Source organism: Tessaracoccus luoxuelianae (genome assembly GCF_055326245.1).
The window spans coordinates 287,653-301,861 of record NZ_JBUZNO010000002.1; the positions used below are offsets into that span (position 1 = coordinate 287,653).

Genomic DNA, 14,209 nt, shown 5'->3' on the forward strand with positions numbered 1-14,209 from the left:
ATGGAGACCGGCGACGGAGGCGGATACCACCCTCCTGGCACAGACGATTTCCTGTGGTACTCGGTCTGGCCGGGCGTGCTGCCCGACTGGATGAACAAGCCGTTCTTCCAGGCCCTCATCGGCGCGGCCATCGTGATGATCCTCTGGTGGCTGGCCTCCCGCAACCTCAAGGTCAAGCCCACGAAGACGCAGTTCTTCGCCGAATACGTCTACGAGTTCGTCCGCAACGGCATCGCGCGTGACATCCTCCACCACGACTTCAAGAAGTTCCTTCCCTACCTGTTGGGCCTGTTCTCGTTCATCCTGGTCAACAACTGGTTCGGCGAGTTCTTCCTCTTCATGTACCCCACGTTCTCCAACGTCGGCTACGCCTACGGCCTGGCGATCCTGTCGTGGCTGATCTACGTGGGCGCCGGGTTCAGGAAGTGGGGGTTCGGCGGGTTCCTCAAGAAGTCGCTGATTCCGGACGGCGTGCCGGGCTACCTGCTCGTACTGGTGATCCCGCTGGAGTTCCTGGCCACGTTCATCACGCGCCCCATCACGCTGGCACTGCGTCTCTTCGCCAACCTGTTCGCCGGTCACCTCGTCGTGCTCGTGTTCGTGGTGGGCGGCGGGTACCTCCTCACGGTGCAGGACAACCTGTTCTTCAACGTCGCCGGCGGAGTGTCGTTGGCGTTCAGCCTGCTCATCCTCTGCCTCGAGCTGTTCATCGGCGCGCTGCAGGCCTACATCTTCACGGTTCTCACCGCCCAGTACGTGTCCACCTCGATCGCCGAGGCGCACTAAAGTCAATCCGACTCCTGAGAAACAAGCCCGTTCTCAGAAGCCATCCGAAAGGAAAGTAATGTCCCTCCTCGAAATCACCGGCTCGCTGAACATGATCGGCTACGCGATCGCCACGATCGCCCCGGCCCTGGGTGTCGCCTGGATCTTCGCGTCGGTCATCAACGGCACCGCCCGTCAGCCCGAGGCCCGTGGCGCCATGATGGGCACGGCCTTCATCGGCTTCGCCGTGGTTGAGGCGCTCGCCATCATCGCCATCGCTCTCGCCTTCGTCCTCTGAGCAGCGTCATGTTCCCCTTCACCGGGGCGCTTCTCGAGATCGATCTGGGGCCGCTGTTGCCCCACTATCTCTCGGAGATCGTCGTCGGCATCGTCCTGATGCTGCTGATCTACGCTCTGATGCGTAAGGCCGTTGTACCGGCCTTCGAGAAGATGTACGAGGAGCGCTCGAACAAGATCGAGGGCGGCATGCAGCGTGCGGCGGCGGCGGAAGCCAAGGCTGAGGCTGCACTCGCCGAATACAACGACCAGCTGACGGCTGCCCGCGAGGAGGCCGCGCGGATCCGTGAGGATGCCAAGAACCAGTCGGCCACCATCGTGGCCGAAGCCCGGGACAAGGCGGCCAAGGAATCCCAGCGGATTCTGGAGTCCGGACGTGTCCAGCTTCAAGCGGAGCGCGCACAGCTGGTCAAGGACCTGCGAGGCGAGGTCGGCGGCATGGCCACCGTCCTGGCCGGCAAGATCGTGGGCGAGTCGCTGAGCGACGACGAGTTGGCCATGCGCACCGTTGACCGGTTCCTGGCCGAACTCGAGTCCGCGGGTCAGGCCCGATGATGGCCCGCGGCGCCGCACCCGCTGGACTCGATGCGTCCGTCGACGGCATCCTCACCGATGCGTCCACGGCCTCCGAGCTGTTCGCCGTCGTCGATCTGATCGACGGCCAGCCGGTGCTGCGTCGTTCGCTGTCGGACCCGTCGTCGTCCTTCGACGACCGCGCGGGCCTGGCGAGGCGACTTCTCGGCGGCCGCGTCTCGGCCGCGACGATGTCCGTCCTGTCGGAGGCCCTCCGGGCGTCCTGGGGCAGCGGCGTGGACCTGGTGTCCGGATTGGAGCGCCAGGGCATCCGCGTGGCGCTGGCATCGGCCCATCGGGCCGGACAGATCGACCAGGTCTCCGACGAGCTGCACGCTCTGTCCTCCACCATCGTCGGTAGCCCGGAGTTGGCGGCCACCCTGCGCAACCAGACCTATCCCGTCGAGGCCAAGCAGGCTCTCGTCGATGGGCTGATCGAGGGTCGCGTCCATCCCGTCACCCGCACGCTGGCGGCTCGCGCGGTCAAGGCCCGCCGTCGCAACATCGCGCAGATCTTCTCCGCCATCCTTGAGATGGCTGCGGACCTGTCCGGAGAGAAGATCGCCCGGGTCACAGTGGCCCGTCCGCTGGACGAGGGTCGCATCGCCCGCCTCAAGGCGGCGTTGGAGGCCCAGCTGGGCACCACGGTGTCGCTCCAGATCGAGGTGGACCCCTCGGTCCTCGGTGGCATGAACGTGGCCATCGACGATGACGTCATCGAATCAACAGTTGCTGCGCGGCTAGACCAGGCCCACCGGCAACTCACCACTCTGTAGACGAAAGTAGAAACGCAATGGCTGAACTCACCATCAGTCCGGACGAGATCCGCAGCGCGCTGGACGACTTCGTCCAGGCATACCAGCCCCAGGCCGCGTCCCGGACCGAGGTCGGCACCGTCGTGACCTCCGGCGACGGCATCGCCCGGGTCGAGGGCCTGCCCTCGGCGATGGCCAATGAGCTGTTGCGGTTCGAGAACGGAACCCTGGGCATCGCCCTGAACCTCGACGAACGCGAGATCGGCGTCGTCGTCCTCGGAGACTCCGAGGGCATCGATGAGGGCTCCGTCGTGCACGGCACCGGCGACGTGCTCTCGGTGCCCGTTGGCGACGGCTACCTCGGACGCGTCGTGGACGCCATGGGCAACCCCATCGACGGACTCGGCGAAATCGACGGCATCGACGGCCGTCGTGCGCTCGAGCTTCAGGCTGCCGGTGTGATGGACCGGCAGGAGGTCCGGGAGCCACTGCAGACGGGCCTGAAGGCCATCGACGCCATGATCCCGATCGGCCGCGGCCAGCGTCAGCTGATCATCGGCGACCGCAAGACCGGCAAGACGGCCATCGCGCTGGACACGATCATCAATCAGAAGGCCAACTGGGCCTCTGGCGACAAGAAGAAGCAGGTGCGCTGCATCTACGTGGCGATCGGCCAGAAGGGCTCGACCATCGCCGAGGTGCGCAGCACCCTCGAGGCAGCGGGCGCCCTGGAGTACACCACCATCGTGCACTCGCCGGCCTCAGACCCGGCCGGCTTCAAGTACATCGCCCCCTACTCCGGCTCGGCCATCGGCCAGCACTGGATGTACCAGGGCAACCACGTCCTCATCGTGTTCGACGACCTCACGAAGCAGGCCGAGGCCTACCGCGCCATGTCGCTGCTGCTTCGCCGGCCCCCGGGCCGTGAGGCCTACCCCGGAGACGTCTTCTACCTCCACTCCCGCCTGCTGGAGCGCTGCGCCAAGCTCTCCGACGAGCTCGGCGGGGGTTCGATGACCGGCCTTCCGATCATCGAGACCAAGGCCAACGACGTGTCGGCCTACATCCCCACCAACGTGATCTCCATCACCGACGGCCAGATCTTCCTGCAGTCGGACCTGTTCAACGCCAACCAGCGCCCGGCGGTCGACGTCGGCGTGTCCGTCTCCCGCGTGGGTGGCGCCGCGCAGGTCAAGGCGATGAAGGCGGTATCGGGCTCGCTGAAGATCAATCTGGCGCAGTACCGCGACATGCAGGCGTTCGCCATGTTCGCCTCCGATCTGGACGCGGCGAGCCGCCGCCAGCTGGCCCGGGGCGAGCGCCTCACCGAGCTCCTTCGGCAGGGTCAGTACGCCCCCTACCCGGTCGAGGATCAGATCGTGTCGGTGTGGTCCGGCATCGAGGGGCACTTCGATGACGTGCCCGTCGACGACGTGCTGCGCTTCGAGGGTGAGTTCCTGGACTACCTCCGCCACAACACCACCGTCCTGCAGTCGATCGCGGACACCTTCCTGTTCGGCGACGAGCTGAAGGCTGCGACGATCACCGCCTTGGCCGATTTCAAGCGCGTGTTCCGCACGTCCGAGGGCAAGCTGCTCGTCGGACGCGAGGAGCACAAGCCGCTCGAGGACGAGGAGATCGGCCAGGAGACGATCGTCCGTCAGAAGCGGAGCTGATCGATGGCTAGCAGTCTGCGGGAGCTTCGCGAGCGCCGGAAGTCGGTGAGCACGACGAAGAAGATCACCCGTGCCATGGAGCTCATCGCCGCGTCGCGCATCATCAAGGCGCAGAACGCGGCCCGGTCCGCCCTGCCCTACGCGCGGGAGCTGACCAGGGCCGTCTCCGCCCTGGCCAGCGCCCACGACCTGGAGCATCCGCTCCTGGTGGACGTCGAGCAGCCGCAGCGGTCGGCCATCCTGCTGATCACCTCTGATCGCGGCCTCGCTGGCGCCTACTCGGCCAACGTCATCAAGGCGGCCGAGCAGCTGTACGCGAAGCTCAAGGGCGAGGGCCAGGACGTGGCGATGTACATCGCGGGCCAGAAGGGCGTGGCGTACTACGACTTCCGTCACCGCTCCATCGAACAGAGCTGGACCGGATTCTCCGATCGCCCCAGCTACGCCGAGGCTCGGGAGATCGCCGGGGTGCTGCTGAAGAAGTTCATGCAGCCCACGGAGGAGGGCGGGGTGGACCAGCTCCACGTCGTCAACACCCGGTTCGTGTCCATGCTCACCCAGACCGCCGTGGCCCGCAGGCTGCTGCCGCTCGTCGTCGAGGATGCCCCGACGGATCCGGACCCGGATCCGGAGGAGCTCAATCCGTTCTTCCACTTCGAGCCGGACATCGCCACCGTGCTGGACTCTTTGCTGCCGCTGTTCGTGGCCGAGCGCATCCACAGCGCCCTTCTCCAGTCCGCTGCCTCGGAGCTGGCAAGCCGTCAGCGGGCGATGAAGTCCGCCACGGACAACGCCCAGTCGCTCATCGAGCAGTTGACCCGTGAGGCGAACCAGGCCCGCCAGGCCGAGATCACCCAAGAAATCACTGAAATCGTCGGTGGCGCCTCGGCGCTGTCCGAGTAGCCGAACGAATGAGGAACTAATGACTGCCACTGTTAGCGAGACGCAGCCGGCCACCACAGGTGGCGTCGGTCGAGTTGCCCGCGTCATCGGCCCCGTCGTGGACGTCGAGTTCGCGGCCGACCAGATCCCCCCGATCGGCAACGCGCTGCTGGTCGAGACGGAGGTCATGGGCGAGAAGCGCACCATGACCATGGAGACCGCCCTGCACATCGGTGACAACCTGGTGCGCGCCATCGCGCTGAAGCCCACCGACGGCATGCGGCGCGGCGCCGAGGTGCGTGACACGGGCGCTCCCATCACGGTCCCCGTCGGGGACGTCACCAAGGGGCACGTGTGGAACGTGACCGGTGACGTGCTCAACGTGGACCCGTCGACCATCGAGATCACCGAGCGGTGGCCCATCCACCGCTCCGCCCCGAAGTTCGACGCGCTGGAGCCCCGCACCGAGATGCTGGAGACCGGCATCAAGGTGCTGGACCTCCTCACCCCGTATGTGAAGGGCGGCAAGATCGGCCTCTTCGGCGGCGCCGGCGTGGGCAAGACGGTCCTCATTCAGGAGATGATCTACCGCATCGCCCACAACTTCGGCGGCACCTCGGTGTTCGCGGGCGTGGGCGAACGCACCCGTGAGGGCAACGACCTCATCAACGAGATGGAGGAGGCCGGCGTCCTCAAGGACACCGCGCTCGTCTTCGGCCAGATGGATGAGCCGCCGGGCACCCGCCTCCGGGTCGCCCTCTCGGCGCTGACCATGGCCGAGTACTTCCGTGACGTCCAGAACCAGGACGTGCTGTTGTTCATCGACAACATCTTCCGGTTCACCCAGGCGGGTTCCGAGGTCTCCACGCTGCTCGGCCGCATGCCGTCCGCCGTGGGCTACCAGCCCACCCTGGCAGACGAGATGGGTCAGCTCCAGGAGCGGATCACCTCCACGAAGGGGCACTCCATCACGTCGATGCAGGCCATCTACGTGCCGGCGGACGACTACACCGACCCGGCGCCCGCCACCACGTTCGCGCACCTTGACGCCACGACGGAGCTGTCGCGTGAGATCGCCTCGCGCGGCCTCTACCCGGCCGTGGACCCGCTGACCTCGTCGAGCCGCATCCTCTCCCCGCAGTACATCGGGCAGGAGCACTACGACACCGCGGTGCGCGTGAAGCAGATCCTGCAGCGCAACAAGGAACTCCAGGACATCATCGCCATCCTCGGCATCGACGAGCTGTCCGAAGAGGACAAGATCATGGTGAACCGCGCCCGTCGTCTCCAGCAGTTCCTCTCGCAGAACACCTACATGGCGGAGAAGTTCACCAACATCCCAGGCTCCACGGTGCCGCTGGCCGACACCATCGAGGCGTTCCAGATGATCACCCGCGGCGACGTGGATCACATCTCGGAGCAGGCGTTCTTCAATGTCGGCGGCATGGACGACGTCATGGCCAACTGGTCGAAGATGCAGAAGGAAGACTGATCGTGGCCCGACCCCCGCTCCACGTCGAGGTCGTGGCGGCAGACCGTCTGGTCTGGTCCGGCCAGGCGGTCAACATCATCGCGCGGACTGTCGAGGGTGACGTCGGCATCCTCCCCGGGCACGAGCCGTTCCTGGCGGTGCTGGTGCCGTGTGTGGTGGAGATCGTCACGGCAGACGGCAGGAGCGAGTCCCTCGCCGTCGACGGTGGATTCATCTCCGTCGCCAACGGGAGGGTGTCGGTGCTCAGTCAGTTGGCGAGGCTCGGGCATGAGGTAGGCCTTGAGGAGGCCCGCCGCGAGGCGTCCACCCTGGAGGCCAAGGCGATGCAGGGTGAAGCCGACGACGACGAACTGCACCACCTGCGCATCCTGCAGGCGCAGATCCGTGCCGGTGAAAGGGCAACCACGTAGCCCACACAGTCGAACCGCTCAGGGCGGCTCTCCGCACCAGGGGAGCTGCCCTGAGCGCATACCGGGGTCAGAACCTGGGAGGAGAGGGAGGCACCGATGGTGTGGCAGTTCGCCATGACGACCCTGATCGTCATCGCCATCGTCCTGCTGCCGTTCGTGCTTCTCTACCTCCGCCGCCGCTGGCTCACTGGCCAGGGTGGCCTCTTTGACTGTGCGCATCGGGTCCGCGACGATGCTCCCGGCGTGGGTTGGGTGCTGGGGATGGCCCGTTTCCGGGGCGAGAGCCTGGAGTGGTTCAGGTCCTTCTCGTTCAGCCTGCACCCCAAGCTCGTCCTCCAGCGCGCGGGCACGGCCTACCTGCACCAGCGCACACCGGAGGGTATCGAGCTGATCGCGCTGTTCGACAACTCCGTGATCGTGACGGTGAAGGACCGCAGTTCCTCCCATGTGCACACCCTGGCCATGGCCAGCGACGAGGTGCTCGCGCTGATGAGCTGGCTGGAGTCCGCCCCGCCAGGGAGCCACTACTTCCCCGCGAGCGCGGACTCGCCCTTTTAGCTGGCTGTGTCTCCCGGCTTGACCCGGTCCGTTCCGGGCACCCACAGGATCTCACCGGCCGTGCCGTTGGCCGCGCGGGACATGATGAACAACAGGTCCGAGAGCCGGTTGAGGTACGTGATGGCCAGCAGGTTCACTCCGCCGTCGGCGGCCGTCCCGTGGCGCTCCACACACCGCCAGGCGGCGCGCTCGGCCCTCCTGGCCACGGTGCGGGCCACGTGCAGCTGGGCGCCGGCCGGGGTGCCGCCGGGGAGGATGAAGCTGCGCAGCACCGGTAGGTCCTCCTGCAGCTCGTCGCAGAAGGCCTCCAGCCTGTCCACCGAGGGCTGCTCGATCCGCAGCGGAGGCCAGGGGGGTGCTGGGTTGAGCGGCGTGGACAGGTCCGCACCCACGTCGAACAGCTCGTTGCTGATCAGCGCCAGCATCTCCTGGAGCCGCATCGGAAGGCCCCCGGTGGCCACCGCGACGCCGATGGCGGAGTTGGCCTCGTCGACGTGTCCGTAGGCCTCCACGCGGAGGTCAGTCTTGGACACCTCCGAGTTGTCGGAGAGGCGGGTGGTGCCGGCGTCGCCGGTGCGTGTGTAGATCTTCGAGAGGGTGACCATGGCCCCAATCTATGCCAAGCTGTCATCCGTGCGCATCCCACCCCTCCCGCTGCTGACCGTTGCGGCGCTGCTGTCTCTCAGCGCCTGCCAGAACGCCAACGAGTCCAACCCAGGATCAGTGCAGGCAGCCACCGGAGTGACCTGCGAGTACCCCTCGGACGGTGACCCGGCGCGCCCCGTCGACCCGCCGGTGGGTGAGAACGTCCCGGATCAGGGCACCGTCGGCCTCACGCTGCACCTCACCGCCGGGGACGTGGACCTGACTCTGGACCGCGCGAAGGCCCCCTGCACCGTCAACTCGTTCGTGTCGCTGGCAGAGCAGGGCTACTTCGACGAGACCCAGTGTCATCGGCTCGTCGACTACGGCATCTTCATCCTCCAGTGCGGGGATCCCACCGCCACGGGCACCGGCGGTCCGGGCTACACGATCCCGGACGAGTTGGACCCGGCGCCCACCTATCCGGCGGGCACCGTCGCGATGGCCAAGCGTCAGCCGCCGGACACCGGCGGCTCCCAGTTCTTCCTGGTGTGGGCGGACACGCCGCTGCCGCCCGAGTACACCGTCTTCGGCACCATGGACCAGGAAGGCCTCGACGTGGTGGCGGGGATCGCGGCGCAGGGCGTCGACGGCACGGATCAGACTTCGCCCAACGCCGAGGCGAGGATCGAGTCAGTCACGCTGGGCTGAGGCCGCGTCACCGTAGTCGGTGAGGAAGTGCCGCACCACCGTCACGAAGCCGTCCGGGTCGTCCGAGTGCACCCAGTGCCCGGCGCGCTTGAGCGTGAGCTGCAGGACGCGGGGGAACAGGCGGCGCATCGGTTCCAGGTGCTCGGGCAGCACGTAGGGGGAGCGGCCTCCGTTGACCCACAGCACCGGGCCGTCGAACGTGGCGTCGATGGCCGGCCACCCTCCCACGGTGTGCAGGGAATCGCCCAGCAGGTCCAGGTTGGCCTGCCACGACCAGTGCGCGCCCTTGTGCCGCAGGTTCTGCAGGAGGAATCGACGCACCACGACGTCCGGGATGAGTTCGGCCAGCTCCTCGTCGGCCTGGGCGCGGCTGGTCAGGGAGTCCATGTCCAGCGTGCGCAGGGCTGCCACCAGGTTGACGAAGGTGGCCGCCGCGACATTGCGGGCCGGCGAGATGTCCAGCACCATGAGGCGGTCCACCAGCTCGCCGCGGGTCAGCGCCAGCCGCATCGCCACCTTCCCGCCGAGGGAGTGCCCGATCAGCGCCACCGGGCCGTCGAACCGGTGCGCCAGCCAGTCCGCGACCACCTCGGCCTGTCCGTCCAGGGTGAACTCCTCGGTCCACGCGGAGCGCCCGTGGTTGGGTAGATCGACGAGGTGGCAGGTGGCGATGTCGCCCAACCGGGCGGCGACGGTGCCGAAGTTCTTGCCCTGACCGAACAGGCCGTGCAGGAACACGGCCTCCACAGGCCCCGAGCCGACGACCATCTCGTGCAGGGTCACCTGTTCAGCCCCCAGCAGTGCGTGTGCCAATGGCGACGGACCTCCAGCCCTGAATCTGCGCCCAGTGGCGGGGTGTCCGGCCAGGCCACCACGTGCGCCGTGCTGGGCTGGATCCGCTGCTCACAGCCGGGGCAGCGGTACTCCTTGCCCGCGCGGTGCGCGGGCACGTCGCGGACGATGTAGTCCGTGCCACGTCGTCGCTCGCGGCGCTGCGCGCCACCCGACAGCAGGGGCCGCGGCGCGCGGAGGTGCTTCGACGGGCGCCGGGCCATCAGAACAGCCGCTCCTCGGCGTTGTCCAGGCCGCGGAGCACGTCGTAGTCGATGAGGCGCCACTCGATGTTGCGGTCCGCCGCCAGGGTGCGCGCCTGCGGCTTGATCTGCTGCCCGGCGAAGATCCCGCGCACCGGCGCGAGGTGGGGGTCCCGGTTCATCAGCTCGAGGTAGCGGGTGAGCTGCTCGACGCCGTCGATCTCGCCGCGCCGCTTCACCTCCACCGCCACGTAGCCTCCCCGCTCGTCGCGCAGCAGCAGGTCCACCGGGCCTATGGGGGTGAGGTACTCCCGCTGGATGAGCTGCAGCCCGTCTCCCAGGGTGGCGGGATGCTCGGCCAGCAACGCCTGCAGGTGTGCCTCGACGCCGTCCTTCTGCAGGCCTGGGTCGATCCCGAGCTCGTGGGCCGAGTCGTGGAACACCTCGGCGAGCGCGATGCGCAGGGTGTCTCCGTCCTTGGCGCGGACCTGCCACACCTGCGTGACGCCGAGCGAGGCCGCGGACTCCGCGTCCGGCTCATCGACGACGAGCGTGCAGGGCGGGCTCATCCAGTTGAGGGGCTTGTAGGCGCGATCATCGGCGTGCACCGACACCGAGCCGTCCGCCTTGACGAGGATCAGCCGGGTCGCCATCGGGAGGTGGGCCGTCAACCTTCCGACGTAGTCCACCTGACACTTCGCTACCACCAAACGCACGGGGCCAACATAGCGTGATCTCAGGCGGCGTCCAGCGCCGGCTGCACGATCTCGCGGTAGAGCAGCAGCATCGCGGCCGTGGTCGGGATGGCGATCACGGCCCCGATCACCCCGAACAGCATGCCGCCGATGATGGCGGACAGGACCACCAGCGCCCCTGGAATCCGGACGGTGCGCTTCAGCACATTGGGGTAGAGGACGTAGGCGTCGAACTGCTGGTAGATGAGGAAGTAGATGATGGTGGCGATGCCGATGGTGGGGTCCACCGCGAACGCCACGATGGCCACGGATGCCATAGCAAGCGACGAGCCCACCAGGGGGATGAAGCAGAACAGGGCCACCACGAACGCGAGGGCCAGCGAGTAGCTGCCGAGGCCGGCGAAGTTCATGAACACGAAGGCGCAGATGGAGGCCACTGAGACGATGACGAACATTCCCGTGATGTAGCCGGAGACGCCCCTGAAGATCTCGTCGGCGAGATACCGGGTGCGGGCGCGACGGCTCCCCGGGGAGAAGGTGTAGAGCGTCTCCTTGATGGTGGGGAGGGAGGCGAGGAAGTAGATGGTCAGCACCAGCGTGACGATGACCGAGAAGACGAGGTTGGCCACCAGCCGCCCCGCCCCCCACAGCCCGCCGAAGAGGTTGTTGATGAGCGCGCCCGAGGAGAAGAAGTCCGTGATGGTCTGCGTGATGTCGTACTGCTCCTCCCACTGTGCGATCTGCGGGTGACGGGCCAGGTTCTGCAGCAGCGTCGGCAGGTTCCTCGTCAGCGCGGCGGTCTGCTGGGTGAGCACCGGGACCAGGGCTGTCACGCCCAGCGCTATGACGGCCAGCAGCGCGATGGTCACGATGGTCACCGCGAAGGGTCTGGGGATCCGCCTCCTGGTGAGGAACTCGACGGCGGGGCTCAGCCCGAGCGCCAGGAAGAGCGCCATCACGACGAGAATGAGGACGCTCTGGACGGTGATGACGGCTTGGGCGAGCGCCACCGCCATCAGGACGCCGAGGGCGCCCATGAATCCGAACACGAACGGCGAGGGCCAGGGGGAGCGGGCGAGCGGGTCCACGGGCGCCGGCGGCACCGGCACCACCACGGGCTCCGGGGTTGGGGTGAGCAGGGTGCGGGTGCCGCGGGCGACGAGGCGCACGCCCCGCCCCAGGAGACTGCGCCGTCTGGCCGCGGGTGTGGGCGCCGGGGCCACGGCCTCGTTCGCCTGCTCCTCCCCGTCTGCGGGTGGTTCGGTCACTGGGGTGGGTTGTCCTTCTGGATCACGGCTGTGAGCTCCTCCTCGAAGCGGGCGGACTCCTCGGCCAGCGCCCTCAGGTTGCTGAGCTGGGCCAGGGCGGTGGCGCGGCGGCTTTCCAGGGTGGCGATGTCGCGCTCCAGCTGCTCCTTGCGCCAGGCCAGCTTCTCCTCCAGGGCGGTTTCGGCGTCGAGGGCGCGGGCGCGCATGGTGGCCAACGTCTCCTCGCTCTGCCTCGTTGCACCCAGGCGGATGGACTCCGCCGACGCGACCGCCTCGGCGCGGATCCGCTGGGCCTCCTCGCGTGCTTCGGTCACCCGGTTGTCCGCGGCTGCCGTCTCCGCGTCCGCCTGCGCGAGCCGGTCCGTGACCGACTCTTCGGCCTCGCGAGCGGTGCGCGACGCAGCCGCCAGGGTCTCCTCGGCGGCCTTCTCGGCGGCCAGCTTGATCTCGGTGGCGGCGCGTGAGGCGTCCTGGGCGCGGCGCGCGCCCTCGATGGTGGCAGCCTCCAGCTGTGTGGCGGCCTGCAGGGAGGCCGCGTCCAGGATGGCCTTGGCCTTCAGCCGGGCGTCGGCGATCATCATGTCCGCGTCGCGGCGGGCCATCTCCAAGGTGGACTTGCCGGCGTCGGCCTGCTGCTGGCGCAGTTCCCGGAGCCCGGCCAGGCCGGTGAGGCGCACGTCGTCGGCCTCCTGCTGCGCCGACTCGCGCAGCGCCGCGGCCGTCCGGCGGGCCTCGGTCTTGATCCGTTCGGCCTCCTGCTGCGCGGAGTTGACGATGTCTCCGGCCTGCGCCTCCGCCGAGCGCAGGAGCCCGGTGGCGTGCGCGCCGAGGCGGGTGAAGTCCGTGGTGCCCTGCTCAGCCTTGATGAACGCGATTTCGCGGGTGCGTTCGCGCACCTGCATCTTCAGCTGGCTGACCGAGGTCTCCACTTCGCGCACGTAGGTGTCCACCGCATGCTTGTCGTAGCCGAGCATCGAGTGGGGGAAGCTCCCCGCCGCGGTGGCCCGGTCGTCGAACAGGTTGAGACCGGTCTCTTCGCTCTCGAAGTCGCTTCTCGGTGTGGACACCGGCACTCCTCTCCTCGACGGGGGATCGTCACGTCCGAGCCTAGTCGCTCCGGAAGACGGGCGAGGGCCGGGTGCGCTCACCCGGCCCTCGTCATTCAATCCGCGCGAACTCAGTGCGCGGCCGGTTCCTTGGGCAGCTCGACGAGCTCGAGCAGCACCCCGCGGGCGTCCTTGGGGTGCACGAAGTTGATCCGCGACCCGCCGGTCCCGCGCTTGGCCTCCGGGAACAGGAGGCGCATGCCGCGCTCCTTGAGAACCTCGGAGACGTGGTCCAGGTCCGCCACGCGGTAGGCCAGCTGCTGCATGCCGGGGCCGTTCTTGGCCAGGTACTTGGCGATGGTCGAGTTCTCGTTGAGGGGGGCCAACAGCTGGATCTTGCCGTTCTCCTCGCCCTGCTCGCCGGTGCCCATCATGGCCTCGGCCACGCCCTGCTCCTCGTTGACCTCGCGGTGCAGCTCGCGCCACCCGAAGGTCTCGGTGTGGAACTTGACGGCCTCGTCGAGGTCCGGGACGGCCAGGCCGACGTGATCGATGCAGATGAAGAGGTCAGTGTTGTCCATGCCGCCAGTTTTTCACACCGGCGGCCGCCGCGGGCGGTGGGGGTCGGGGAAGACTCGGCTGCTTCGGCGCGTCGCGACGGGGCCCTTCGGTGCGTGCGGCACACTGGCAGCTGACGACGCGAGGAGGACGCCGTGCTTGGTTGGCTGAAGAAGGCCCTGTTGGTATTGGTGGCCGCCTTCGTGCTGTTCTACCTGTTCACCCGCCCTGAGGCCGCCGCAGAGGCGGTCAAGTCGTTCTTCGGTGCATTCGAGGCGATCGGAGTCTTCTTCACCTCGCTGGCCGCATGAGGTGAACTTCTTCCGCAGCCTGGTTGAGCCGGACGTCCAGGGTCACCTTCTGGTGGACGAGGGCGAGGTGATCATCGACGAGGTGCGCAAGCACTGGGCCGCGACGATCTGGTGGTACGCGCTCGCCAGCCTCAGCATCCCGTTGTTCATCTCGGCGATCGGCGCCGGCAGCCTCTACTGGGTGCCAGTGATACTCGCGTTGGGCACCCTCAGCACCGGGCTGTGGAAGGTGCATGTGGCGCACATGGACCGATTCGTCATCACCAACATGCGGGTGTTCCGAGTGCACGGCGTGTTCGACAGGTCCCTGGCCACGATGCCGATGACCCGCATCCTCGACATCTCGATGTACCGCTCCCTGGTGGGGCAGCTGCTCGGCTACGGCCACTTCGTGTTCGAGTCCGCCGCCCAGGGCCAGGGCTTGCGCGAGATCCGCTATGTGGGGGACCCGGACAGCCGCGACCTCACCATCCAGCGGGTCATCCAGCGCTCGGGGCTGCGGCAGACCATGCGGATGGACACCGCCGTGCTGAACATGGACCCGGTCAGCCTCGACAGCCCCAACGAGGCCGACGGCGTCTGACCGGGTCCGCCCG

At 67.8% G+C, this 14,209-nt stretch carries 19 protein-coding genes; 12 read left to right on the top strand and 7 right to left on the bottom strand.

The window, feature by feature from the left end:
• The 9 genes from atpB to ACZK39_RS04055 all read left to right on the top strand — a co-directional run bounded on the left by atpB (nt 1) and on the right by ACZK39_RS04055 (nt 7,408).
• Nucleotides 1–786, top strand: coding sequence for a F0F1 ATP synthase subunit A (atpB, locus tag ACZK39_RS04015; protein WP_182784118.1), 786 nt, complete (start codon nt 1–3; stop codon nt 784–786).
• 58 nt (nt 787–844) lie between these two features.
• Nucleotides 845–1,063 (top strand): ATP synthase F0 subunit c, encoded by a 219-nt coding sequence (locus ACZK39_RS04020; protein WP_182784116.1) that lies wholly within the window; start codon nt 845–847, stop codon nt 1,061–1,063.
• Between the two features lie 8 nt (nt 1,064–1,071).
• The gene (locus ACZK39_RS04025) at nt 1,072–1,617 is read left to right on the top strand and encodes a F0F1 ATP synthase subunit B (RefSeq protein WP_182784115.1); all 546 of its coding nucleotides are present in this window, start codon (nt 1,072–1,074) and stop codon (nt 1,615–1,617) included.
• The gene (locus tag ACZK39_RS04030) at nt 1,614–2,411 is read left to right on the top strand and encodes a F0F1 ATP synthase subunit delta (RefSeq protein WP_459054521.1); all 798 of its coding nucleotides are present in this window, start codon (nt 1,614–1,616) and stop codon (nt 2,409–2,411) included. The genes ACZK39_RS04025 and ACZK39_RS04030 overlap by 4 nt, the downstream gene beginning before the upstream one ends.
• Nucleotides 2,412–2,428: 17 nt before the next feature.
• Entirely contained in the window at nt 2,429–4,066 is a 1,638-nt protein-coding gene (atpA, locus tag ACZK39_RS04035) for a F0F1 ATP synthase subunit alpha (RefSeq protein WP_182784111.1), read from the top strand.
• Between the two features lie 3 nt (nt 4,067–4,069).
• Nucleotides 4,070–4,969 carry a F0F1 ATP synthase subunit gamma gene (locus ACZK39_RS04040; RefSeq protein WP_459054520.1) on the top strand — a complete coding sequence of 300 codons (900 nt, stop codon included), beginning with the start codon at nt 4,070–4,072 and terminating at the stop codon, nt 4,967–4,969.
• Between the two features lie 19 nt (nt 4,970–4,988).
• Entirely contained in the window at nt 4,989–6,440 is a 1,452-nt protein-coding gene (gene atpD / locus ACZK39_RS04045) for a F0F1 ATP synthase subunit beta (protein WP_182784108.1), read from the top strand.
• 2 nt (nt 6,441–6,442) lie between these two features.
• On the top strand, nt 6,443–6,850 hold the full coding sequence (locus ACZK39_RS04050; protein WP_463612580.1) for a F0F1 ATP synthase subunit epsilon: 408 nt from the start codon (nt 6,443–6,445) through the stop codon (nt 6,848–6,850).
• 96 nt (nt 6,851–6,946) lie between these two features.
• The gene (locus ACZK39_RS04055; protein ID WP_463612581.1) at nt 6,947–7,408 is read left to right on the top strand and encodes a DUF2550 domain-containing protein; all 462 of its coding nucleotides are present in this window, start codon (nt 6,947–6,949) and stop codon (nt 7,406–7,408) included.
• Here ACZK39_RS04055 and ACZK39_RS04060 read toward each other — a convergent pair.
• Nucleotides 7,405–8,013, bottom strand: coding sequence for a cob(I)yrinic acid a,c-diamide adenosyltransferase (locus ACZK39_RS04060; protein ID WP_463612582.1), 609 nt, complete (start codon nt 8,011–8,013; stop codon nt 7,405–7,407). The genes ACZK39_RS04055 and ACZK39_RS04060 overlap by 4 nt on opposite strands.
• On the opposite strand from ACZK39_RS04060, the gene ACZK39_RS04065 reads away from it, so the two are divergent.
• Nucleotides 8,012–8,701: a peptidylprolyl isomerase gene (locus ACZK39_RS04065; protein WP_463612583.1), complete on the top strand. Its 690-nt coding sequence runs from the start codon at nt 8,012–8,014 to the stop codon at nt 8,699–8,701. The genes ACZK39_RS04060 and ACZK39_RS04065 overlap by 2 nt on opposite strands.
• Here the strand turns inward: ACZK39_RS04065 and ACZK39_RS04070 are convergent.
• The 6 genes from ACZK39_RS04070 to mce all read right to left on the bottom strand — a co-directional run bounded on the left by ACZK39_RS04070 (nt 8,684) and on the right by mce (nt 13,325).
• Nucleotides 8,684–9,484, bottom strand: coding sequence for an alpha/beta fold hydrolase (locus ACZK39_RS04070; protein ID WP_370585800.1), 801 nt, complete (start codon nt 9,482–9,484; stop codon nt 8,684–8,686). The genes ACZK39_RS04065 and ACZK39_RS04070 overlap by 18 nt on opposite strands.
• On the bottom strand, nt 9,481–9,756 hold the full coding sequence (locus tag ACZK39_RS04075; RefSeq protein WP_182784098.1) for an Rv1322 family protein: 276 nt from the start codon (nt 9,754–9,756) through the stop codon (nt 9,481–9,483). The genes ACZK39_RS04070 and ACZK39_RS04075 overlap by 4 nt, the downstream gene beginning before the upstream one ends.
• Nucleotides 9,756–10,451, bottom strand: coding sequence for an endonuclease NucS (gene nucS, locus ACZK39_RS04080; RefSeq protein ID WP_463612584.1), 696 nt, complete (start codon nt 10,449–10,451; stop codon nt 9,756–9,758). The genes ACZK39_RS04075 and nucS overlap by 1 nt, the downstream gene beginning before the upstream one ends.
• Before the next feature lie 20 nt (nt 10,452–10,471).
• Nucleotides 10,472–11,698 (bottom strand): AI-2E family transporter, encoded by a 1,227-nt coding sequence (locus ACZK39_RS04085; RefSeq protein WP_463612585.1) that lies wholly within the window; start codon nt 11,696–11,698, stop codon nt 10,472–10,474.
• Entirely contained in the window at nt 11,695–12,765 is a 1,071-nt protein-coding gene (locus ACZK39_RS04090; protein WP_463612586.1) for a DivIVA domain-containing protein, read from the bottom strand. The genes ACZK39_RS04085 and ACZK39_RS04090 overlap by 4 nt, the downstream gene beginning before the upstream one ends.
• Before the next feature lie 110 nt (nt 12,766–12,875).
• A complete protein-coding gene (gene mce, locus ACZK39_RS04095) occupies nt 12,876–13,325 on the bottom strand; it encodes a methylmalonyl-CoA epimerase (RefSeq protein WP_182784091.1) in 450 nt (149 codons plus the stop codon).
• A gap of 132 nt (nt 13,326–13,457) precedes the next feature.
• On the opposite strand from mce, the gene ACZK39_RS04100 reads away from it, so the two are divergent.
• Nucleotides 13,458–13,613, top strand: coding sequence for a hypothetical protein (locus ACZK39_RS04100; protein WP_182784089.1), 156 nt, complete (start codon nt 13,458–13,460; stop codon nt 13,611–13,613).
• Between the two features lies 1 nt (nt 13,614).
• Nucleotides 13,615–14,196, top strand: a complete 582-nt coding sequence (locus ACZK39_RS04105; protein ID WP_182799855.1) for a PH domain-containing protein — start codon at nt 13,615–13,617, stop codon at nt 14,194–14,196.
• The last annotated feature ends 13 nt before the right edge of the window (nt 14,197–14,209 follow it).